This is a genomic window from Glycomyces sp. NPDC021274 (assembly GCF_040641195.1).
Lineage (GTDB): Bacteria > Actinomycetota > Actinomycetes > Mycobacteriales > Micromonosporaceae > Glycomyces.
In genome coordinates this window covers 163271-184061 of sequence record NZ_JBFADC010000008.1, presented here as the reverse complement: position 1 = coordinate 184061, position 20791 = coordinate 163271, and the positions used below count along the sequence as shown (strand labels likewise).

At 69.2% G+C, this 20791-nt stretch carries 17 protein-coding genes and 1 pseudogene; 12 read left to right on the top strand and 6 right to left on the bottom strand.

What is annotated here, in order from left to right; genetic code table 11:
• The first annotated feature begins 29 nt into the window (after positions 1–29).
• A complete protein-coding gene (locus tag AB0I03_RS18690; protein ID WP_360414361.1) occupies positions 30–1259 on the top strand; it encodes a hypothetical protein in 1230 nt (409 codons plus the stop codon).
• 221 nt (positions 1260–1480) lie between these two features.
• Here the strand turns inward: AB0I03_RS18690 and dprA are convergent, their stop codons facing one another.
• From dprA to AB0I03_RS18670, 4 genes and pseudogenes are all read right to left on the bottom strand, one after another.
• The gene (gene dprA, locus AB0I03_RS18685) at positions 1481–2644 is read right to left on the bottom strand and encodes a DNA-processing protein DprA (protein WP_360414358.1); all 1164 of its coding nucleotides are present in this window, start codon (positions 2642–2644) and stop codon (positions 1481–1483) included.
• Positions 2645–2783: 139 nt separating this feature from the next.
• Positions 2784–4325, bottom strand: coding sequence for a YifB family Mg chelatase-like AAA ATPase (locus AB0I03_RS18680; RefSeq protein ID WP_360414355.1), 1542 nt, complete (start codon positions 4323–4325; stop codon positions 2784–2786).
• Positions 4326–4392: 67 nt separating this feature from the next.
• Positions 4393–4611: pseudogene (locus AB0I03_RS18675) on the bottom strand (YraN family protein); the annotation flags it as partial.
• 152 nt (positions 4612–4763) lie between these two features.
• Positions 4764–5309, bottom strand: a complete 546-nt coding sequence (locus tag AB0I03_RS18670) for a M23 family metallopeptidase (RefSeq protein WP_360414500.1) — start codon at positions 5307–5309, stop codon at positions 4764–4766.
• A gap of 465 nt (positions 5310–5774) precedes the next feature.
• On the opposite strand from AB0I03_RS18670, the gene rpsB reads away from it, so the two are divergent.
• The 7 genes from rpsB (at position 5775) to AB0I03_RS18635 (ending at position 13502) form a co-directional block, all read left to right on the top strand.
• Positions 5775–6641, top strand: a complete 867-nt coding sequence (rpsB, locus tag AB0I03_RS18665) for a 30S ribosomal protein S2 (RefSeq protein WP_360414352.1) — start codon at positions 5775–5777, stop codon at positions 6639–6641.
• Positions 6642–6652: 11 nt separating this feature from the next.
• Positions 6653–7465, top strand: a complete 813-nt coding sequence (gene tsf, locus AB0I03_RS18660; protein ID WP_360414349.1) for a translation elongation factor Ts — start codon at positions 6653–6655, stop codon at positions 7463–7465.
• A 215-nt stretch (positions 7466–7680) separates the two neighbouring features.
• On the top strand, positions 7681–8406 hold the full coding sequence (gene pyrH / locus AB0I03_RS18655; RefSeq protein WP_360414346.1) for a UMP kinase: 726 nt from the start codon (positions 7681–7683) through the stop codon (positions 8404–8406).
• A 122-nt stretch (positions 8407–8528) separates the two neighbouring features.
• A complete protein-coding gene (gene frr, locus AB0I03_RS18650) occupies positions 8529–9086 on the top strand; it encodes a ribosome recycling factor (protein ID WP_360414343.1) in 558 nt (185 codons plus the stop codon).
• Positions 9086–10012, top strand: coding sequence for a phosphatidate cytidylyltransferase (locus tag AB0I03_RS18645; RefSeq protein ID WP_360414340.1), 927 nt, complete (start codon positions 9086–9088; stop codon positions 10010–10012). The genes frr and AB0I03_RS18645 overlap by 1 nt, the downstream gene beginning before the upstream one ends.
• 100 nt (positions 10013–10112) lie before the next feature.
• Positions 10113–11261 (top strand): 23S rRNA (adenine(2503)-C(2))-methyltransferase RlmN, encoded by a 1149-nt coding sequence (gene rlmN / locus AB0I03_RS18640; protein ID WP_360414337.1) that lies wholly within the window; start codon positions 10113–10115, stop codon positions 11259–11261.
• A 21-nt stretch (positions 11262–11282) separates the two neighbouring features.
• Entirely contained in the window at positions 11283–13502 is a 2220-nt protein-coding gene (locus tag AB0I03_RS18635; protein ID WP_360414334.1) for a DivIVA domain-containing protein, read from the top strand.
• Between the two features lie 87 nt (positions 13503–13589).
• Here the strand turns inward: AB0I03_RS18635 and AB0I03_RS18630 are convergent, their stop codons facing one another.
• Positions 13590–13808: a hypothetical protein gene (locus tag AB0I03_RS18630; RefSeq protein ID WP_360414331.1), complete on the bottom strand. Its 219-nt coding sequence runs from the start codon at positions 13806–13808 to the stop codon at positions 13590–13592.
• A gap of 129 nt (positions 13809–13937) precedes the next feature.
• Here AB0I03_RS18630 and AB0I03_RS18625 point away from each other — a divergent pair, with 129 nt between their 5' ends.
• Positions 13938–15494 carry a Rieske 2Fe-2S domain-containing protein gene (locus AB0I03_RS18625; protein WP_360414328.1) on the top strand — a complete coding sequence of 519 codons (1557 nt, stop codon included), beginning with the start codon at positions 13938–13940 and terminating at the stop codon, positions 15492–15494.
• Positions 15495–15590: 96 nt separating this feature from the next.
• On the opposite strand, the gene AB0I03_RS18620 is transcribed toward AB0I03_RS18625, so the two are convergent.
• Positions 15591–16358 carry a TetR/AcrR family transcriptional regulator gene (locus tag AB0I03_RS18620; RefSeq protein ID WP_360414325.1) on the bottom strand — a complete coding sequence of 256 codons (768 nt, stop codon included), beginning with the start codon at positions 16356–16358 and terminating at the stop codon, positions 15591–15593.
• A 157-nt stretch (positions 16359–16515) separates the two neighbouring features.
• Between AB0I03_RS18620 and AB0I03_RS18615 the strand changes: the two genes are divergently transcribed.
• The 3 genes from AB0I03_RS18615 (at position 16516) to AB0I03_RS18605 (ending at position 20775) form a co-directional block, all read left to right on the top strand.
• Positions 16516–18684, top strand: coding sequence for an MMPL family transporter (locus AB0I03_RS18615; protein WP_360414322.1), 2169 nt, complete (start codon positions 16516–16518; stop codon positions 18682–18684).
• Positions 18685–18896: 212 nt separating this feature from the next.
• Positions 18897–19898, top strand: coding sequence for a sugar ABC transporter permease (locus tag AB0I03_RS18610; RefSeq protein WP_360414319.1), 1002 nt, complete (start codon positions 18897–18899; stop codon positions 19896–19898).
• A 100-nt stretch (positions 19899–19998) separates the two neighbouring features.
• A complete protein-coding gene (locus AB0I03_RS18605; protein ID WP_360414497.1) occupies positions 19999–20775 on the top strand; it encodes a carbohydrate ABC transporter permease in 777 nt (258 codons plus the stop codon).
• Positions 20776–20791: the final 16 nt, after the last annotated feature.

Sequence of the window (20791 nt, the reverse complement as noted above, 5' to 3'; positions counted from 1 at the left end):
TGTTCACCCGTTTACGTAAACTCTCTGTCATGCAGGCACCACCAGCCGCGCCGACCGGCACCACTGAAATCGTCTGGCACGAACGGCGATACCGGGCGCGAGCAATCGCGGGCGGCGCCGCATTCGAGATCTATTCGGACACTCGTGAAGACGGATTCCACGCGAGCGGCAACGCCTTCCACCGATTCGTGCACGCCTCCGAGGTGACCAGCCCCGGGGGCGAACTGCTGCTCGCCGGCGTCGCCCCGCTGGCGATCCCGGTCATGCCCGGCGTCGACGCCGCCACCGTCCACCGCTACAGCCAGAACCCGCGCATCGGCCCCGCCGAACGCGCACTCGTCTCCGCCGCGCGCGCCACCGCGTTCGTCACGGTCGGCACCCGCATGATCAAGCCGCTCAGCCGCCACCAGGTCGCCCGGCAGCTCACTTCGGCCCCCGTCGTCAGCGGCGTGTGCTTCCGCGAATTCGACGTCGCCCACCTGCGCACCCCCGACGACCGCGTGGTGCTCTCCGGCGACCCGGACGACGCCCGCGACACCTCGTTCGCCCTGCGCTGGAAGGCGATCTGCGCCTGCGACTACCAGAGCACCGAAGCCGCCAACTTCCCCGGCCTTGTCGGCGTCCCCGGACGCGAACGACGCGGATCGATGATCCTCGGCACCGGATTCCTCCCCAGCGGCACCCACCTCATCCCCGAGTTCGCGACCACGGGGTTCGCCGACCTGCCGCTCACCGCGCGCGCCGAGATCCTCGCGTACACGGCCGACGGCTCGGAGATCTCCCTGTTCCAGTACCAGCCGCAGACCCACGTGTGGGACCGCATGGCCGGCGCCCGGCACCGCGACCTCGTGAACCGCATCCCCGGCCTCGAGACCGGCCGGGCCCTCTTCCGCACCAACCCGTCCGTCCACGCCGGACTCGTGGGCGAGCACGAAGGCGAACGCGTCCCGGTGACCGCCGACCCTGGCCACGGCTTCAGCGTCTTCGCCCGCGGTGCCACGAGCCGCAGCCCGGTGACCCGCCCGCAGCGCTTCCACACGCGGGCGCGCTGGCGCGACATCGACGTCCTCGCGCTCGGCCGCAACGAGGACTGGGTCCGCGTGCGGCTGAGCCAGCCCGACCTCGAATCGATCATGGCCACCGACGCGACCTGCGTCGAACGCGGCGTCTACGAATGCTGGGCCCCGCTCCCCGAACTCGAGAACCCGCGCATGGTCGTGGTCGACTACCCGAGCGACGGCCACCGCGCCCTCTGCTGACCCGCCCGATCGGGGCCCCTCCCCCCCGCCCCCACCCCACCCACCCCTAGTTCTCGGATGCGGTGCGCACCGCATTAACGGACTGGTCGTGCTGCCGGGTCGCGCGCCGGCGGCGCTTGGAGGTGGGGCGTGTGCGTTCTCCTTTCGTCCTAAGGTCTCTGAGCTTTCGGTCCAGTTGGTGCCGGTGCCGGTGTGCGGAGGGGCGCGGGCTCGGCTCGCTGTCAGGATGGACCCCCTCTCGCGAGACGCCAGCGGTTGTCGATGCGATCGACCCAGCCGGTTTGGAGGAGACGTTCGAGTGTCTCGGCTGCGATCTCCGCAGGGACTCCGGCGGCGGCAGCCAGGCGGGTCGTCTCGACCACGTAACCCCTCGGCAGGGACTCGACCAGGCGGGCCTCGATCTCCGTCAAGCGGTCGAAGGGACGGCGCTGGGTCGGGGGCGGTGTCGCCAGGGGCCCTCCGATGCCCGTCAGGTCCTCGATCACTTCCTCGGCGCGCGTGACCAGCCGCGCTTCCCATGGCTCCCTTGCCAGCTGGTGGGCGCCTGCCGACATGGAGGAGGTCACCGGGCCCGGGGTGAACATCAGGACGCGGCCGAGCTCGGCCGCGTACCGGGCCGTGTTCCGAGCACCGGAGCGGTGGGCGGCCTCGATCACCACCGTGCCTGCGGTCAGCGCCGCAATGACCCGGTTCCGGGTCAGGAAGCGGTGCTTCATGACCGTGGTCCCCGGCGGCCATTCGCTGACGATCAGGCCCCGTTCGGCGATGAGGTTGAACATTGAGTGGTTGCCCTTCGGATAGGGCAGCTCGACGCCGCAGGCGAGGACCGAGACCGTGGATCCGCCTCGAGCCAGGGCACCGAGATGCGCGGCCCTGTCGATGCCGAAGGCGCCGCCGGAGACGATCGTCCAGCCCGCCTCGGTCAGCTCCGCCGCGAGGTCGTCTGCGAGATGCTGGCCGTACTCGGTCGCGGCTCGCGACCCGACGATCGCCACGGAGCGCCGGCACAAGTGGGCCAGATCCTGGTCGCCTCGCACCCAGAGGCAGCGGGGCGGTCGTACGTGCGGTTCGTCGGCGTCGCAGACGAGCAGCAGATCGCGGAGCTGTTCGGGCCAACCGGGGTCGCCGGGGATCAGTACGCGAGCGCCGCACTCCTTAGTGGCGGCAGCGATGTCGGCGGCCCGGGCCGCCGGATCGTGGGTGCACGAGACGATCGCGCTCGTGAGACGCCGCAGCCGTTCGGGAACCTCGCCCTCCCAGAGTCGCTTGACCGCCTCGATCGGGCCGATCTCGCTTAGGAGATCGTCAAGTTCCGCATCGCCCGGCTCGACCATGGAGGACAAGAGCATGAGGGCGAGGCGAGGGTCGTCGGGCAGATTCGTCACGATGCCTCCTTTGATATTGGGTTGATATCGGGTGTGTCGATGTCGTTGGGGGAGTTGGGCGGCGGTGTCGGTCGTCGTGGGTCGTGGGTCGTGGGTCGTGGGTCGTGGGTCGTGGGTCGTGGGTCGTGAGTCGTGCTGATCAGCTGAGCGTGTAGCCGATGCGCAGTTCGCTGGCGACGGTGATGTCCTCCGGCGTCGGGCGGTCGTGGTCTCGCAGATCGGCGATCGTCCATGCGAGCTTCAGAATGCGGTCATAGCCGCGGGCGGTGATCCGCTCCTTCATCAGCAGGTCGTCGACGCTCTTCCTGACCGGTGGCGGCAGCCGCCACCGCGCCGACCGCAGCGCCGGCCCCGGGACCTCGCTGTTGCACTGCCATCCCTCACCCGCCTCGGACCACCGTGTCGTGGCCGCCTCTCTGGCCCGGGCCACCCGCTTCGCCACCTGCTCAGACGACTCGGCCTCCGACAGCTCGGCCAGGATCGCCGAGGGCGGCACCGCGGGCAGGTCCACCCTGAGGTCGATCCGGTCCATCAGCGGCCGCGAGATCCTCGGCAGATAGGCGCGCTTCACCTGCGGCGTGCAAGTGCAGTCGTACGGTTTGTTCGGCGCGCACGGGCAGGGGTTGGCCGCCAGGACCAGGATGACCTTGGCCGGGTAGCAGATCGAGGTGTTCGCTCTCCTGATGCGCACCTCGCCGCTCTCCAAGGGCTGGCGCAACGAGTCCAGGACCGACCGCTTCCATTCGGGCGCTTCATCGACGAACAACACGCCCCGATGCGCGAGGGCCAGTGAGCCCGGGCCCACGTGACCGCTGCCGCCGCCCACCAAGGCCTGCATGGTGATCGAATGATGCGGCGCTTCGAAGGGAGCATGCCGCATCAGCGTCGCCGCGCCTCCGGAGAAGCGGCCTCGAAGCGAATGCAGTGAGGTCACTTCTATGGCCTCGGCGTCGGTCAGCGGGGGAAGAATCGACGGCAGGCGCTCGGCGAGCATCGTCTTGCCCGCGCCCGGGGGGCCGACCATCAGCATGTGGTGGCCTCCGGCCGCCGCGATCTCGAGGGCGCGGCGGGCGGTCGGTTGGCCGCGCACGTCGGCGAGGTCCGGCAGCCGCGGCGGTGCGTCAGGTGCCGTTCGCATCACCGGGTCGAGCGTGGTCTGGCCGAACAACCAGGCCACGAGCGTCGCCAGGTCGCGCGGGGCGTAGACCGCGAGGCCGTCGACGAGGGAGGCCTCGGCGGCGTTCTCCGGTGAGACGATCGCCGTGCGCATGCCGCACTTCCGGGCCTCCATGAGCGCCGGCAGCGTGCCGGGCACGGCCCGGAGACTGCCGTCGAGGCCGAGCTCCGAGAGCAGGACCGTGTCGTTCAGCTTCTCGACCGGCAGGGTGTCGTCGGCGCACATGATGGTGAGCGCCAGCGCGAGGTCGGCCGCCGAGCCGGTGGTCGGCATCGACGCCGGACCGAAGTTGACGGACACGGACTTGTCCGGAAACCGCAGGGCTGAGTTCGCCATCGCGGAGCGGACGCGGGTCTGCGCCTGGTTCACGACGCTGTCCGGCAGGCCCGACATGCGGACCGTGTCCGCGCCTTTCGCGGAGGACTTGAAGACCGAGGCTTCGACGGTGACCGCGACGGCGATCGCGCCGATCATGCAGACGGTGTTGGTGCGCGCGTAACCCATGGCGGTTCCCTTGGTGGTGTTCGAGTGCGAGTCGCCGCCGGCCGGTGACGGTGAGGGCGAGGCGGTCGATCCGCCAGGGCTGGTCGGTGCGGCAGTGCTGCTTGAGCCAGGCGCGGGCGAGCTGCTCGATCCGGTGGAGCTTCTCGCCGTCGACCGCGCCGAGCGGGCCGCCGAACCGATCGGAGCGGCGGGTCTTGACCTCGCAGAAGACGACGGTGTCGGCGGCGCGGGCGATGAGGTCGAGTTCGCCGAGCCGATGGCGCCAGTTGCGGGCGAGGATCTGCATCCGGTCGCGCTGGAGGTGCGCGGCGGCGAGTTGCTCGCCGAGCCGCCCGAGCTGATGCGGGCTGAGCCGCCGCAGGTTCACGGCCGGCTCCGGCAGCGGTGGCGGGGTCTCGTGGAGCCGCGCCGGTGGCGCGGTGGCGGCGGCGGTCGGGTTCACGGCCGGTCCTCCGTTCGGCCGGGGCGCGGGAGCAGGCGGACCTTGCCCGCGCCGAACAGGAGCATCGGGTCAAGGTAGAGCGGGCCGCGCTTGAGGCCGAGATGCAGGCAGGTCTGGTCGGGGCAGGAGGCGTGGCCGGGTTGGAGGTGGCCGATGGTCTGGCCGGCGGTGACCACGGTGCCCGCGGTGACGAGGGGTTCGACCGGTTCGTAGGTGGTGCGGAGTCCGTTGTCGTGGACGATGCTCACCACGCCCCGGCCGGCGAGCTCGTCGGCGAAGACCACGGTGCCCGGGCCTGCGGCGGTGACGGGCAGGCCGGTTCCCGCGGCGAGGTCGACGCCGCGGTGGCCCGCGAGCCATGGTTCGGGCGGCGGGTCGAAGCGGGTGAGGAGGTCGAGGGTGCCGACCGGGGAGTGCCAGGGGCCGGGGGAGTCGGGCCGCGTGGCGGCTTGTTCGGGGGCCGGCGGTTCGGCCTTCGCGATCGTGGGGGCGATGACGGCCGCAGCGGCCAGGAGCGATGCGGTGATGAGACTAATGACCATGGCGTTGTGTAGTTGTCGCATGACTCAATGCTGGCCGAGGTGCCCGGTTCCGGCCACAAAAAGTTTTCTGCCTGTGGATAACTTCGTTGCTGCCGGTCGCCACCTGCTCATCCGGTTCATCGGATGCCGGGCTCGGTGGGTGTTTCGGCGGATGCGGTTCGGCGTGTGCGGCGATTGCCTCTGTCACTGCGGTCCACCGCGTTCGTGGTGCGCACCGGGCTTTGAGTACACTGATCGGAGCGGTACGGGGCCCTTGTGCCCTGCACCGACTTCGCGCGCTCGCCGCGGCCCGACCTCCATCGCACGCCCCACTGGGGCGCACTGCGACGGATGCGGTCCGGCCCTAGCGATCTCCCAGGTCCGGGACTTCCCGGTTGCAGATCGCCGGAGGCGAGCGCCAGGCGCGGGACGCCCGGACTTCGGGCGCCTCCCGCGAATGAACCAGGGAACGAAAGGAACACAACCGTGTCGGTTGTCACTATGCGTCAGCTCCTCGAGAGCGGCGTGCACTTCGGTCACCAGACCCGTCGCTGGAACCCGAAGATGAAGCGGTTCATCCTCACCGACCGCAACGGCATCTACATCATCGACCTGCGCCAGTCGGTCGACTTCGCGATCAAGGCCCACGACTTCGTCAAGAACGTCGTCGCCGAAGGCGGCGAGGTCCTCTTCGTGGGCACCAAGAAGCAGGCCCAGGAGGCCGTCTCCGAGCAGGCCCTTCGCGTCGGCATGCCCTTCGTGAACCACCGCTGGCTCGGCGGCATGCTCACCAACTTCCAGACGATCCAGAAGCGCCTCATGCGCCTCAAGGAACTCGAGATCATCGAGGCCAACGGTGCGGCCAACCGCACCAAGAAGGAAATGCTCCAGCTCATGCGCGAGAAGGACAAGCTCGAGCGCACGCTCGGCGGCCTCCGCGACATGGAGAAGACCCCGGCCGCGATCTGGATCGTCGACACCAAGAAAGAGCACATCGCCGTCGACGAGGCCCGCAAGCTCGGCATCCCGATCGTCGCGATCCTCGACACCAACTGCGACCCCGACGAGGTCGACTTCCCGATCCCCGGCAACGACGACGCGATCCGCTCCGTCGCCCTGCTGACCAAGGTCATCGCCGACGGTGTCGCCGAAGGCCTGCTGGCCCGCTCCGGCGGCCAGGTCGAGAAGGGCGAGGGCGAGCCCCTCGCCGACTGGGAGAAGGAACTGCTCTCCACCGACGCGCCCGAGGCCGCCGAGGTCACCGAGGCCGCTGTCGAGGCCGCAGAGAACACCGAAGACTCCGTGAAGGTCGTCGAGCCGTCCGGCGAGAAGACCGTCGAAGACGAGAAGTAAGAAGGGGAGCAATGGCCAACTTCACGATGGCTGACGTCAAGAAGCTCCGGGAAGCCACCGGCTCCGGAATGATGGACGTCAAGAAGGCCCTCGAAGCGGCTGACGGCGACTACGACGCCGCCCTTGAGGCCCTGCGCATCAAGGGCGCCAAGGACGTCGGCAAGCGCGCCGAGCGCACCACGGCCCAGGGCCTGGTCGCGCAGTCCGGGAACACGCTGCTCGAGCTGCTGTGCGAGACCGACTTCGTCGCCAAGAACGGCGCGTTCATCGAACTCGCCCAGACGCTGGTCGAACTGGCCGACGAGGTCCGCCCCGCGGACGCCGAGGCCTTCGCCAAGGCCGAGCTGAACGGCAAGGCCGTCGCCGAGGTCATCGCCGAGGAATCGGTGAAGCTCGGCGAGAAGATCGCCCTCGGGCGCGTCGGCTCGCTGGAAGGCGACGTCGCGGTCTACATGCACCGCAAGGCCGCCGACCTCCCGCCGGCCGTCGGCATCATCGTCTCGTACACCGGTGACGCCGAAGCCGCCCGCCAGGTCGGCATGCAGGCCGCCGCGATGCGTCCGAAGTACCTCACCAGCGACGAGGTCCCGGCCGACGTCATCGAGGCCGAGAAGCGCGTCGCACTCGAGACCGCCAAGGAAGAGGGCAAGCCCGAGCGCGCCTGGGACAAGATCGTGGAAGGCAAGGTCAACGCCTACTTCCGTGACTTCGCCCTGCTCTCGCAGACCTCGGTCCTCGACAACAAGAAGTCCGTGTCCCAGGTGCTCGCCGAGGCGGGCACCGAGGTCACCGGCTTCATCCGCTACGAAGTCGGCCTGGAGTAGCGAGTAGCCCGCATACGCGGACTACACTGGCTCCAGCCGTAAGCATGGGAAGGGGCGGCGGCGCAGGCCGCCGCCCCGTTCCATGCCCGGGGAAAGCAGCGCCCGCACCCTCGCGCGCGAGGCCGCCACAGCGGCCGGAGCGAGCACGGCCGGACGCGGGCAGTACGGTCAACGGCAGCGCAGCCGCCAGGGTCACGTCAGAGCAGGGGAGTGCCATGAGTCAAGACACGTACCGCCGGGTCGTGCTGAAACTGTCCGGTGAGGCCTTCGGCGGCGGCGCCGTCGGCGTCGACCCCGATGTCGTCCAAGCCGTCGCGCGCCAGATCGCGGCCGGCGTCGCCGCGGGCGTCCAAGTGGCCATCGTCGTCGGCGGCGGCAACTTCTTCCGCGGGGCCGAACTCCAGCGCCGCGGCATGGACCGCGCCCGCGCCGACTACATGGGCATGCTCGGCACCGTCATGAACTGCCTCGCCCTCCAGGACTTCCTGGAGAAGGAAGGGGTCGACACGCGCGTCCAGACCGCCATCGCCATGGCCCAGGTCGCCGAGGCGTACCTGCCGCTGCGCGCCATCCGCCACCTCGAGAAGGGCCGCGTCGTCATCTTCGGCGCCGGCGCGGGCATGCCCTACTTCTCCACCGACACCGTCGCCGCCCAGCGCGCCCTCGAGATCGGCGCGCAGGTCGTGCTCGTCAGCAAGAACGGCGTCGACGCCGTCTACACCGCCGACCCGCGCACCGACCCCGGTGCCCAGCGGCTCGACGACATCACCTTCGACGAGGCACTCAAGCGCGAGCTCATGGTCGTCGACCAGGCCGCCTTCAGCCTCTGCAAGGACAATGCCCTGCCGATGCTCGTCTTCGGCGCCGACGACGACGGCAACCTCCGCCGCGCCATCATCGGCGAACAGCTCGGCACCCTCATCCACGCCGCCGAGGACTGACCCGCGGACGCCGGCCGCCCGCACGGGACCGGCCGCGTCCGATGCATCCACGCCACCGAGCCACGCCGCCGGGACGGTACGGTCAGAAGTGCTGTCAGGCCGCGAGAGAATGTGAGAAAGCCGTGATTGACGACACCCTCCTCGAAGCCGAGGAGAAGATGGAGCGGGCCATCGAGCACGCCAAGGAGGAATTCGCCGCCATCCGCACCGGCCGCGCCTCCTCCGCAATGTTCAACCGGATCACCGTCGACTACTACGGCGCGCCCACCCCCATCCCGCAGGTCGCCTCCATCGCGATCCCCGAACCGCGCATGGTCATCGTCAAGCCCTTCGACGCCTCGCAGATGAAGGACATCGAGGACGCGATCCGCAACTCGAACCTCGGCGTCAACCCCTCCAATGAGGGCACTCAGCTGCGCCTCAACCTGCCTCCCATGACCGAGGAGCGCCGCCGCGAGATGATCAAGGTGGCCAAGACCAAGGGCGAGGACGCCAAGATCGCCATCCGCAACGTCCGCCGCAAGGCCAAGGACGAGATCGGCAAGTTCGTCAAGGACGGCGAGGCCTCTGAGGACGAAGGCCACTCGGCCGAGAAGGAGCTCGACGACCTCACCGGCCGCTTCGTGAAGAACGTGGACGAGCTCATGGTCTCCAAAGAGTCTGAGCTGCTCGAGATCTGATGAACGCCCTTCCCGACGGTTCGCCCGGCCGTCGCCCGCAACCGTCGCCGGACGGGCGAGGGCCCGGCGCCGCCGAGACCGACCCCGACGACCGCGCGCCGAAGGCCGGCCGCAACCTCCCCGTCGCCATCGGCGCCGGGCTCGGCATGGCCGCGGTCGTCCTGGCCTCGCTCCTCATCTGGCCCACCGCCTTCCTCGGCGTCGCCGTCATCGGCGTCGGCGTCGCCTGCTGGGAGACCGGCACCGCGATGCGCAGGGGCGGCCGGAACGTCCCGGTGATCCCGCTGGCCGCCGCCGGCGCGCTCATCGTGGTCCTCGCCTGGTTCGGCGGCGCCACCGGCCTGCTGCTCGGCACCGCCGTCGGCGTGGCCGCCCTGTTCGTGTGGCGCCTCTCCGAAGGCGCCACCGGCTACCGCACCGACACCGCCGCCGCCGCGCTCCTGCTCGTCCAGGTCCCGTTCCTGGCCGGGTTCATCATGCTGCTGGCCAACGGCGACAACGACTCGGCGCGCTGGATCGACGGCGCCGCCGCGCAGGTCATCATCGCGCTGTTCACCGTCGTCTGCTCCGACACCGGCGGCTACACCGCCGGCGTCCTGTTCGGGCGCCACCAGATGACCCCGCGCATCAGCCCCAAGAAGTCCTGGGAGGGCCTCGGCGGGTCTGTCGTGGCCGCCGCCATAGGCGGTTCGGTCACTTTGTGGCTGTTCTTCGACGTGCCCTTCCCGTTGGGCGTGGCGTTCGGCGTGTGCGTCGCGCTGGCCGCTACGTTGGGGGACCTGTCCGTCTCGCTCTTGAAGCGGGACCTCGGCATCAAGGACATGAGCAATCTCATTCCCGGCCACGGCGGGGTCATGGACCGGCTCGACTCGATCCTCATGGTCGCCCCAGTGGCTTACGTGTGGTTCCGTTACCTGCTCGGGTGATGTGTCCTGATTGGTGTATCCGTTGAAGGAGGGCCCGGGGTGAATTCCATGATCCGGGGTTGGCGGGTTCCGGTCCTGTCATGCGAGACTAGGTCGTGACATGTCTGTAGCACTCACGTTGACCGAACCGCGCCCCCGCAAGGCTGCGCCGCGACACCTCGCCGACCTCGATCTGGCCGGGTGCCAGTCCGTTCTCTCCGAGATCGGGCAGCCCGCCTTCCGCGCCAAGCAGCTGCGCCAGCAGTACTTCGGCCGCCACGTCGGCGACGCGTCCCTCATGACCGACCTGCCCGCCGCCGCGCGCGAGGCCATCGGCGAGGCGCTGCTCCCGCAGCTCCTCAGCCCGGTGCGCGTCGACTCGTGCGACGACGGCAGGACAGTGAAGGCCGTGTGGCGCCTCTACGACGGCGCGCTCGTCGAGAGCGTCATCATGGCCTACCCGGACCGGGTGACCGCGTGCGTGTCCTCGCAGGCCGGCTGCGGCATGGCCTGCCCGTTCTGCGCCACCGGCCAGGGCGGCCTCGACCGCAACCTCACCACCGCCGAGATCGTCGACCAGGTGGTCGCCGCCGCGCGGCTGGCCGAGGAGCGCGGCCTGGGACGGCTCTCGAACATCGTGTTCATGGGCATGGGCGAGCCGCTCGCGAACTGGGCCCGCCTCAAAAGCGCCCTGCACCTCATCACCGGCCCCGTGCCGGACGGGATCGGGCTCTCGGCCCGCAACATCACCGTCTCCACGGTCGGCCTGGTGCCCACCATCAAGAAGCTCTCGGAGGAGGGCCTGCCGGTGACGCTGGCGGTCTCGCTCCACGCCCCCGACGACGAGCTGCGCGACGAGCTCGTCCCCATCAACACCCGCTGGAAGGTCGCCGAAGTGCTCGACGCGGCCTGGGAGTACGCTCGGGTGACGAAACGTCGTGTTTCGATCGAGTACGCGATGATCAGGGACGTCAACGACCAGCCTTGGCGGGCGGACCTCCTCGGGAAGCTGCTCGCGGGCAAACTCGTGCACGTCAACCTGATTCCATTGAACCCGACTCCGGGAAGCCGCTGGGACGCCAGTCCCAAGCCGGTCGAAGCGGAGTTCGTACGGCGGCTGCGGGCCGCGGGTGTGTCCACGACGGTGCGCGATACGCGCGGCCAAGAGATCGACGGCGCGTGCGGGCAGCTGGCCGCTTCGGTCCGGGAGGCCGGCACGCCCGGTCGCGCCGGAGCGAAGCCTCTCGGCGCCTCCGGCGCCGAGGATTAGGCGGAGAAGGGTGGCTTGGTAGTGGCGAGTCATGGTGACCGGTTCCGGCGCCGGGCGTTGAGCCGGGGCTACAAGGTCGATGAGGTCGACGCGTTCCTCGACCGCGTCGAGGCGACCCTCGCCGGTGAGCCGGTGGGCAGCCCCGTGTCGGCCGACGAGGTCGACGACGTCGTCTTCAGGGTCCGCTTCGGCGGGTACGACGAGTGGCAGGTGGACGTCTACCTCGACCGGGTCGCGCGCCAGCTCGCCGAACTCGAGGAGCGCGGCGTTCTCGGCACCGCCCCCGCCCCCGACTACGGGAAGGCCGAGGTCAATGCCGCACCGGCCCCGCCCATGCAGGCGGCCCCCGGGTCGCGACGCGCCCCCGAACCCCAGGCGACGCAGGTCATTCCGGCTGCGACGCAAGCGATCCCCGCACACGAGATGATGGCCGCCCGCGAGATGGCGCCACCGCCTCCCACCCCCGAACCGGTCGGCCGCGGACGCGCCTCGCGCGGCGCGGCGGTCCCCCCGCCCTCCGACCACGAGGGCTTCGGCGACCTGCGCGGCGGCGACGACGAGGGCTTCGGCTTCCTCGCCGGTCCCCCCGACGACGACTATGATGATCCGTTCGCGCAGCGCAGCGGAGCGGACCAAGGGCTCAGCGCCAAGCGCAACGGCGCCGGCCAGGACTTCGGCCGCGGCGGCCCGAACGACTTCGGCCCCGGGCAAGGCGACTTCGGACGCGGCGGCCTGGGCGATTTCGGTCCGCCCCGCGACGAGTTCGGCCCCGGCCAGGGCGACTTCGGCGGCCAGCGCGGCGGCAACGGCTTCGGCCCGCGCGGCGGCGCCCCTGAACCCGCCGGGTTCGGCAACGAGTACGGCGCGCCTGAACCTGCTGGATACGGAGCCCCTGAACCTGCTGCTTTCGGCAATGAGTACGGCGCTCCCGAGCCGAGCGGTTTCGGCAATGAGTACGGCGCCCCGCGCGGCCCCGAGCCGGTGCGCGGCGACTTCGCCCCGCCCACGCAGGCGGTGCCCCGCGCCGGGATGCCGATGCACGACGGCCCGCAGGCCGGTCCGATCCCGCACGGCGCCACCGAGCAGCTCCCGCTCCAGTCCGACCCGCGGCGCGCCGGTGGTTTCGGCCAGCCGAACGACATTCCCGGCCCGTTCGCGCAGAACGACGCCCCGGGCGGTGGTTTCGGCCAGCAGAGCGCGCCGAACGACGCGCCCGGCGGATTCGGCCAGAACGACGCCCAGACCGGCGTCTACGGCCAGGGCCGGCGGCCCGCTCCGGAGCCCGCTCCCGGGTTCGGCGCGGCCTACGACGACGAGTTCAGCGACACCGGGAGCCGCCGCGGCGTGCCGCAGCAGCCCCCGATGCCCCAGCCGCCCATGCAGGGCGGCCACCAGGGCCCGCCCTCCGGCGCGATCCCGCAGGCCGGGCGCTACAACCAGCCCGAACCCGAGCCGATGCCGCCCGCGGCGCCGACTCAGGCGATTCCGCAGAGCCTCGTGAACGGCATGGGCCAGAACCCGATGGGCCGCCCCGAACCGCAGCAGTCCGACCCGTACGGCGGTGCCCCGCGCGGCCGCGACTACGGCCAGGGCGGTTTTGGACAGCAGAACGGTCAGCAGCCGCAGGAGGACACCGGTTACGGCCGCCGCGCGGCCGCACCGAGCCCGCCGATGCAGCAGGGTTTCGACCGCGGTCCGCAGCACGAGCCGACGGGCGGCTTCGGCGCCCCCGCCGGACCGCCTCCCGGCCCCGCCGACCACGGTTTCGGACCCCAGGGCGGCCCGCAGGGCGCCCCGCCCGTACCTCCTCCCGACCCCGCAGGGTTCGGTCAGCCGAGCGCCCCGCGCGGTGCGGCCACCCCGCCGGACTTCGGCCGCCGCAACCCGTACGAGGGCCGCGGCGCGTTCGAGGCCCCCGGCCGGCACGGCCGCGAGGAGATGACGACCGAGATGCGGGCGTCCGACTCCCCGTTCACCCCGGACGACGTGCAGCGCCTGGAGCAGATGCGCCGGGCCTTCCAGCCGCGACGCTTCGGCTCGGGCTACGACCCCAGCCAGGTGGACCAGATGTTCGACGCGGTCTCCGCGGCGATGACCGGGCGCAACCCGGTCCCGCTCTCGGACCGCGAACTCGACACGAGCCAGTTCTCCCTGGTCCAGGGCGGGTACTTCGAAGCCGAAGTGGACTCGGCGCTGCGCGAGGTGCGCGAGATGTTCGCCCGCCGCGGCATGATGCACTAGCAGAGCACGGAAAGGGGCGGGTCCGCGATCGCGGACCCGCCCACTGCTTTTCGTATGTTCGAGGCCCCGGGCGCGCCGGGGCGGTGCCTAGCGCAGGCCGGTCTTGCGCATCCAGGCGTCGGAGACGATGACGCTGAGGAGCACCACGACGGTGATGCCGATGAAGACGTCCTCGATCCAGCCCTGGTGGTTGCCGAACAGGTACGCCAGGTTGATGACGATGGCGACGCTCAGCGCGGTGTACAGGGCCTTGCGGCTGGTGGGCTTGCGCTGCGCGGGCGAGAGCACCTGCTCTTCTGCGGCCATGTGACTTCCTCCGAGCTCTTCGTTGTTCGGCCACAGTCTCCCACGCCACAAGCCCGAACGTCCGGGCCCCGTCGATGCTGTGACTTGTAGAGTTGAGGCGTCGTCGTCCTCCTGTCCGGAAGGGTCACTGTGCGAATCACCGGTACTGGCCACGCCAGCATGTTCATCGAGACCGCCGCGGGGTCGATCCTGTGCGATCCCTGGGTGAACCCCGCCTACTTCGCCTCGTGGTTCCCCTTCCCCGACAACTCGCAGCTGGACTGGGACACGCTCGGGCAGGCCGACTACCTGTACGTCTCGCACCTCCACCGCGACCACTTCGACGAGGAGAACCTCTCGGAGCACATCAGCAAGGACACGACGGTCCTGCTGCCGGAGTACCCCACCGCGGAGCTGGAGTCGGAGCTGCGGGCCCTGGGCTTCCACAAGTTCATCAAGACCGTCTCCGAGGAGATCGTGGAGCTCCCCGGCGGCGTCAAGGTCATGATCCAGGCGCTCACGAGCCCCACGGACGGCCCGATCGGCGACTCGTCGCTGTGGGTCGAGGACGCCGACGGCACCCGCATGCTCAACCAGAACGACGCCCGCCCCACGGACATGGGCGTGTTCCTGCAGCACGGCAAGATCCACGCCCACCTGCTGCAGTTCTCGGGCGCGATCTGGTTCCCGATGGTCTACGAGCTGCCGGACAACGCGAAGCGCGCCTTCGGCAAGCAGAAGCGCGAGCGCGGCTTCGACCGCTCGCTGCGCTACATCGACGACGTCAAGGGCGACTGGGTCTTCCCGATCGCCGGCCCGCCCTGCTTCCTCGACGACTCGCTGTACCAGTTCAACGACGTGTTCGGCGACGAAGGCAACATCTTCCCCGACCAGATGTCCTACGTGGAGTGGCTGGAGGAGCAGGGCCGCAAGCAGAACATCATCCTGCTGCCCGGCTCCGTGGCCGAGATCAGCGCCGACGGCTCAGCCTCGGTCGAGCACCCGGTCGACGACATCCGCGAGTGGTTCAAGAACAAGAAGCAGCACCTCGACGAGTACAAGGAGCGGATGCAGCCGCGCCTCGAAGCGGAGAAGGCCTCCTGGTCGCACCCGGAGATCGACGTGCTGGAGACCCTGCGCGAGCGCATCGAGCCGCTCATGGAGTCGGCCGAGCACATCGCCACGGGCATCGGCGGCCCCGTCCGCTTCGACCTCACGGCGGCCGACTCCGACCAGGTGGTCGAGTCGATCGTCTTCGACTTCCTCGAGCGCAAGATCTACCACGACGACGGCGCGAAGGTCCGCTACCGGTTCCGCACCGAGCGGCGCCTCATCGAGCACCTGCTGCACATCCGCGAGGTCGACTGGGTCAACTCGCTGTTCCTCTCGTGCCGCTTCACCGCGGCGCGCATCGGCCAGTACAACGAGTACGTGTACGCGTTCTTCAAGTGCCTCTCCGAGGAGCGCCTGCAGTACGCCGAGGGCTGGTACGCCGAGCAGCGCCCCGACGACGAGGACATCACGGTGCAGGGCTGGCAGTTCCAGCGCCGGTGCCCGCACCTCAAGGCCGACCTCTCGGTGTTCGGCAAGGTCGAAGAGGGGGTCCTCACCTGCCAGATGCACGGCTGGAAGTGGAACCTCAAGTCCGGCAAGTGCATGACGAGCGTCGGGCACGACATCCGAAGCGCTCGCGCTGAGGATGCTTGAGCTGAGTAGGAGCGCTCGCGCTGAGGATGCCGACGCGGAGGCCTGAGGCCTTCGATCAGGATTTCGGGAACGGCCGGACCGGTGGGGTCCGGCCGTTCACTCTTCCATGCCGAAGTCGCGCAGCATGGACTTGATCTGGGCCTTGTAGAACTCGTCGATGTTCTGCTGCACGGGCAGGGACCCGAACGCCTCCATGGTGACCAGGCCGAACACCCGCACCCAGGCGGAAGTGAACGCGAACACCCAGGACAGGGGCAGGCGTTCGCCGATGATCATCGCCGAGCAGCTCTCGATGAGCTCCTGCTGGAGCCCTTCGGACATCTCGGGCAGGGTGACCGAGCCGAACTCGAACCCCGCGCCCTCGGTCTGGCGGTAGAACGCGGCGAGTTCGTGCCCGCACAGCTGGGCGTGCTCCATCGACTTGAGGGTCACCGGGTCGAGGTCGCCGGCGTCGATGGTCGTCGGGTCGGCGCAGATCGACATCGCGCTGTTGCCCTCGGGATAGCTGATCATGAGTTCGAATTCGCGGCGGTTGCCCACTGACCAGGCCCGGAACGCCCAGACCCAGGCCTTCATCCGTTCGAGGTGCGCGTCGGACGGCGCTTCGTCCATCGCCGTGCGCGTGGCGGCGATAAGTTCGTCGTAGAGATCGCAGACGAGTTGGATGAGCAGCGCGTCGAGGCTGTCGAAGTACCGGTACAGCGCGGCGGGCGTGACACCGACCTCGCGGGCGATGGCTCGCAGGGAGATGCCGCTCGGCCCGTGCTGCAGCAGCTGGCCCCTGGCGCTCGCCTTGATCTCGGCGATCGTCTCGGCGCGCATCCGCTCGCGACGGGACGGGCCTCCCGCGGTGTTCGAGGTCACTGCTCTCCTCAGGCTACAACTTGGTTAACGGTGTTGACTCTTTCAATGGGCGTTTATAGAGTGAACACTGTTAGCAAATTAATCAACGATCACTATCCTACCGCCAGGCGCCCCTCGCGCACCAGCGGTCAACGCCTCACCTTTTCTGGAGAAGCACATGTACTCCCTGCTAGGCAGAGCGGTCATCAAGGCCCGCTGGTTCATCGTCGCAGGCATCATCGCGGTCTTCGCGATCGGCGCGACCTGGGGACTCGGCGTCTTCGACGAGTTCACGGACGGCGGTTACGTCTCCCAGGACTCGCAGTCGGTGCGCGACGCCGAGGCGATCGAGGAGGAGTTCGGCTCCACCGGCGCCGAAGTCGTGGTCCTGTACGAGTCCGAGACGATGACGGCGGACGACCCGGCATTCGCCGCGGCCGTCGAGAGCGCCGTCGCCGACATCGACGACATCGACGAGGTCGAGAGCGTCACCTCGTACTACGACACGCAGCTCCCGTCGTTCGTCTCCGAGGACGGGCACGCGACCTACGCGGCCGTCTCGCTCGCCGGCGCCTCCGACGAGGCCCAGGCCGAGTCCTTTGAAGCCATCGAAGACCAGCTGCGGGACGCCGGGGACACCGGCGACCTCACCGTCTCCCTCGGCGGCGGCGCCGCGATCTTCGCCGACCTCAACGAGCAGGTCCAGCACGACCTCGAGATCGCCGAGATGATCTCGATGCCGATCCTGCTGCTCATCATGATCGTGGTCTTCGGCGCGCTCGTGGCCGCCTCGCTGCCGCTGCTCATCGGCGGCATGTCGATCCTCGGCGGCTTCGCGATCACCCGCGTGATCACCGAGTTCACCGACGTCTCGGTCTTCGCGGCCAACGTCATCACCATCATCGGCCTCGGCATGTCCATCGACTACTCGCTGTTCGTGCTCCGCCGGTTCCGGGAGGAACTCGCGGCCGGGCGCGACAAGCGCCGCGCCGTGCTCAACACCGTCGCCACCGCCGGTCGCACCGTGATGGTCTCGGGCGTCATCATCGTCCTCTCCATGGGCGGCCTGCTCCTGGTCGACGTGCCGTTCCTGCACGGCATCGCCTACGGCGTCATGTCCGCGGTCGGCGTGGCCATGCTCTCGGCGCTCGTGGCGCTCCCGGCGCTGCTCTACCTGCTCGGCCACCGCGTCGACAAGGGCCGCCTGCCTTGGCGTAAGAACAAGGAGCCCAAGACCGACACTGGCTTCTGGCACGGTCTCGCGGCCGGCGTGATGCGCCGCCCGGTGCTCGTGCTGCTGCCGGTCCTCGCGTTCATGGCGCTGCTCGCCAGCCCGATCCTCGGCGTCCAGTTCGGCGGCGTCGACGAACGGGACATGCCGAAGGACGCCGAGTCCCGCGTCGTCACCGAGACCATCGCCGCCGACTTCCCCGGCGGGGAAGAGGAACGGTTCCAAGTCATGGTCACCGGTGGCCAAGATGCGGCCGCCGAAGCCACTGCGGCGCTCCTGGAGCTCGACAACGTCGACGACGTGGTGCCCGCGGCCCAACCCCACGACGACGCGACCCTCCTCGACGTCCTCTACGACCTCGACCCGTTCAGCGCCGAGGCCCGCACCCTCATCGAGGACGCCCGCGGCATCGAGGTCGGCAGCGCCGACCTGTACGTGACCGGCGGGGCCTCCGACCGCGTCGACATGCTCGACGCGATCGGCGAGGGCCTGCCCTACATGCTCGGCTACATCGTCATCGTGACCATGGTGGTGCTCTTCCTGGCCTTCGGCTCGATCGTGCTGCCGATCAAGGCGGTCCTGATGAACGCCGTCTCGCTCGGCGCCGCGCTGGGCATCGTGGTGTGGATCTTCCAGGAGGGCCACCTGTCGGGCCCGCTGGGCTTCACCCCCTCGGGCTTCATCGACCCGTCGAACCTGCTGCTCATGATCGCGCTCCTCTTCGCCCTGGCCACCGACTACGAGGTCTTCCTGCTCTCGCGGGTGCGGGAGGAATGGGACAAGGGGGCCGACAACCGCACCGCCGTGCTGCGCGGCATGCAGGCCACCGGCTCGATCATCACCGCCGCGGCGCTGATCCTCATCGTGGTGGTGGGCGCGTTCGCCTTCAGCGGCATCACCTTCATGAAGATGATCGGCCTGGGCATGGCGATCGCGATCTTCCTGGACGCCACGGTCGTGCGGATGCTGCTCGTGCCCGCCACGATGCGCCTCCTGGGCCGCGCCAACTGGTGGGTCCCGGGCCCGCTCGGCCGGCTCTACTCCAAGTACGGCATCAAGGAGGGCGACGACTCGGTTGCCGCCGTTGAGGAGCGGTCGCCCGCCGGCGTCCGCTGAAGGACCATCCACTGGGGAACCAGCGGCCCGCCCGGAATTCCGGGCGGGCCGCGTTCCGTTGCGGGAGCAGCGGAATCGCACTACGGTAACGATTCGGGGCCGCGACCCGAAAGATATTCGGGAATTTAAGTACAGGCATTGACAAGAGGCAAGCGGTTGCATAGCCTGATGTGATCTAGGAGCCAACCCCCTCCGAAAGGTCCCAAAACCTTATGACCGACAACGATGTCGCTGTGGTGCGCCCGAAGCAGCGCAGCTCGGGAGCACCCCCCGGGCCCGCCGCCTCCGGCCCCCCGCCGAGCCCCGAACGGGCCCGCAGGAGGACCGGCGCGTCCATCCGCTCCCGCGAGCGGTGGGCCGCGCTGAGCTTCCTGTCGCCGTGGCTGATCGGCCTCCTGGCCATCACCATCGGGCCCATGATCGCCTCGTTCTACCTCTCGTTCACCGACTACAGCCTCGGCTACGGCGAATGGGTCGGCGGCGAGAACTATGCGCGCATGTTCGACGACCCGCGCCTGGCCAACGCCATCAAGGTCACCGCCGTCTACACGTTCGTGTCGGTGCCCCTGCAGCTCGCCGCCGCGCTCCTCCTCGCGATCGTGCTCGACCGCGGCCTGCGCGGCATGGCGTTCTACCGCTCGATCTTCTACCTGCCCTCGCTGCTCGGCGGCTCGGTCGCCATCGCCATCATGTGGCGGCAGGTGTTCGGCACCGAAGGCCTCGTCAACCAGGTCCTCGCCCTCTTCGGCATTCAGGGCGAAGGCTGGGTCTCCCACCCCGACTACGCCCTCGGCACCCTGATCATCCTGCACGTGTGGACCTTCGGCTCACCGATGATCATCTTCCTCGCGGGCCTGCGGCAGATCCCCACCATGTACTACGAGGCCGCCAAGATCGACGGCGCCGGCGTCATGCAGCGCTTCGTGAGCGTCACCCTGCCGCTCTTGACCCCCATCATCTTCTTCAACCTCGTGCTGCAGATCATCAACTCGTTCCAGTCCTTCACGCAGGCGTTCATCATCTCCAGCGGCAAGGGCGGCCCGGCCGACTCCACGATGTTCCTCACGCTGTACCTCTACGACCAGGGCTTCACCCAGTTCGACATGGGGTACGCCTCGGCCATCGCCTGGCTCCTGCTGGCCATCATCGCGATCTTCACCGCGCTCAACTTCCTGATGTCGAAATTCTGGGTGTTCTATGGCGACAATGACTGAGACTCCGACCCCCGCGCCGCCCAGGCCGCGCGCCAAGCAGCGTCCCGCCACCGTCGGGCTCAAGCGCTTCGTCTTCCACCTGGTGCTCATCGCCGCCGCGATGGTCATGATCTACCCGCTGCTGTGGATGCTCTCGGCCAGCCTCAAGCCGATCGACGAGATCTTCGCCGACCCCGGGCTCCTCCCGTCCTCCTGGGAATGGGGCAACTACGCCGAGGGCTGGAACGCCCTGCCGCACCCGTTCGAGAAGTACATCTGGAACTCGATGCTCATCGTGGCCGGGTCCATCCTCGGCAACCTGGTCTCCTGCTCCATGGCCGCCTACGCCTTCGCCAGGCTGCGGTTCCCCATGCGCGGCATGCTCTTCGCGGTCATGCTCGGCACCATCATGCTGCCGATCCACGTCGTGATCATCCCGCAGTACATCCTGTTCAACAACCTCGGCTGGGTCGACACCTTCTGGCCCCTCATCGTGCCCAAGCTCCTGGCGACCGACGCGTTCTTCGTCTTCCTCATGGTCCAGTTCATCCGCGGCCTGCCCAAGGAGCTCGACGAGGCCGCCTCGATCGACGGCTGCGGCTACTGGGGCACCTACCTGCGCGTCATCATGCCGCTGTGCATGCCCGCGCTGGCGACGACCGCGATCTTCACGTTCATCTGGACCTGGAACGACTTCTACTCGCAGCTGATCTACCTGCGCGACGTCGACCTCCAGACGGTCCCGCTGGCGCTGCGCCTGTTCATGGACTCGACGGGCACCACCAACTGGGGCGCGCTCTTCGCGATGTCTATTGTGGCTCTTGGCCCGATCTTCGGGTTCTTCCTCGCCGGCCAGCGCTACCTCGTCCGGGGTATCGCCACCACCGGTATCAAGTAAACCGGCAAACAGCCCT

Coding starts and splice junctions, on each gene's coding strand:
- AB0I03_RS18615 (WP_360414322.1), top strand. CDS start 16,516: ATGTACTCCCTGCTAGGCAGAGCGGTCATCAAGGCCCGCTGGTTCATC.
- AB0I03_RS18680 (WP_360414355.1), bottom strand. CDS start 4,325: ATGGGTTACGCGCGCACCAACACCGTCTGCATGATCGGCGCGATCGCC.
- AB0I03_RS18690 (WP_360414361.1), top strand. CDS start 30: ATGCAGGCACCACCAGCCGCGCCGACCGGCACCACTGAAATCGTCTGG.
- AB0I03_RS18630 (WP_360414331.1), bottom strand. CDS start 13,808: ATGGCCGCAGAAGAGCAGGTGCTCTCGCCCGCGCAGCGCAAGCCCACC.
- AB0I03_RS18610 (WP_360414319.1), top strand. CDS start 18,897: ATGACCGACAACGATGTCGCTGTGGTGCGCCCGAAGCAGCGCAGCTCG.
- AB0I03_RS18670 (WP_360414500.1), bottom strand. CDS start 5,309: ATGGTCATTAGTCTCATCACCGCATCGCTCCTGGCCGCTGCGGCCGTC.
- AB0I03_RS18605 (WP_360414497.1), top strand. CDS start 19,999: ATGGTCATGATCTACCCGCTGCTGTGGATGCTCTCGGCCAGCCTCAAG.
- pyrH (WP_360414346.1), top strand. CDS start 7,681: ATGAGTCAAGACACGTACCGCCGGGTCGTGCTGAAACTGTCCGGTGAG.
- tsf (WP_360414349.1), top strand. CDS start 6,653: ATGGCCAACTTCACGATGGCTGACGTCAAGAAGCTCCGGGAAGCCACC.
- rlmN (WP_360414337.1), top strand. CDS start 10,113: ATGTCTGTAGCACTCACGTTGACCGAACCGCGCCCCCGCAAGGCTGCG.
- AB0I03_RS18645 (WP_360414340.1), top strand. CDS start 9,086: ATGAACGCCCTTCCCGACGGTTCGCCCGGCCGTCGCCCGCAACCGTCG.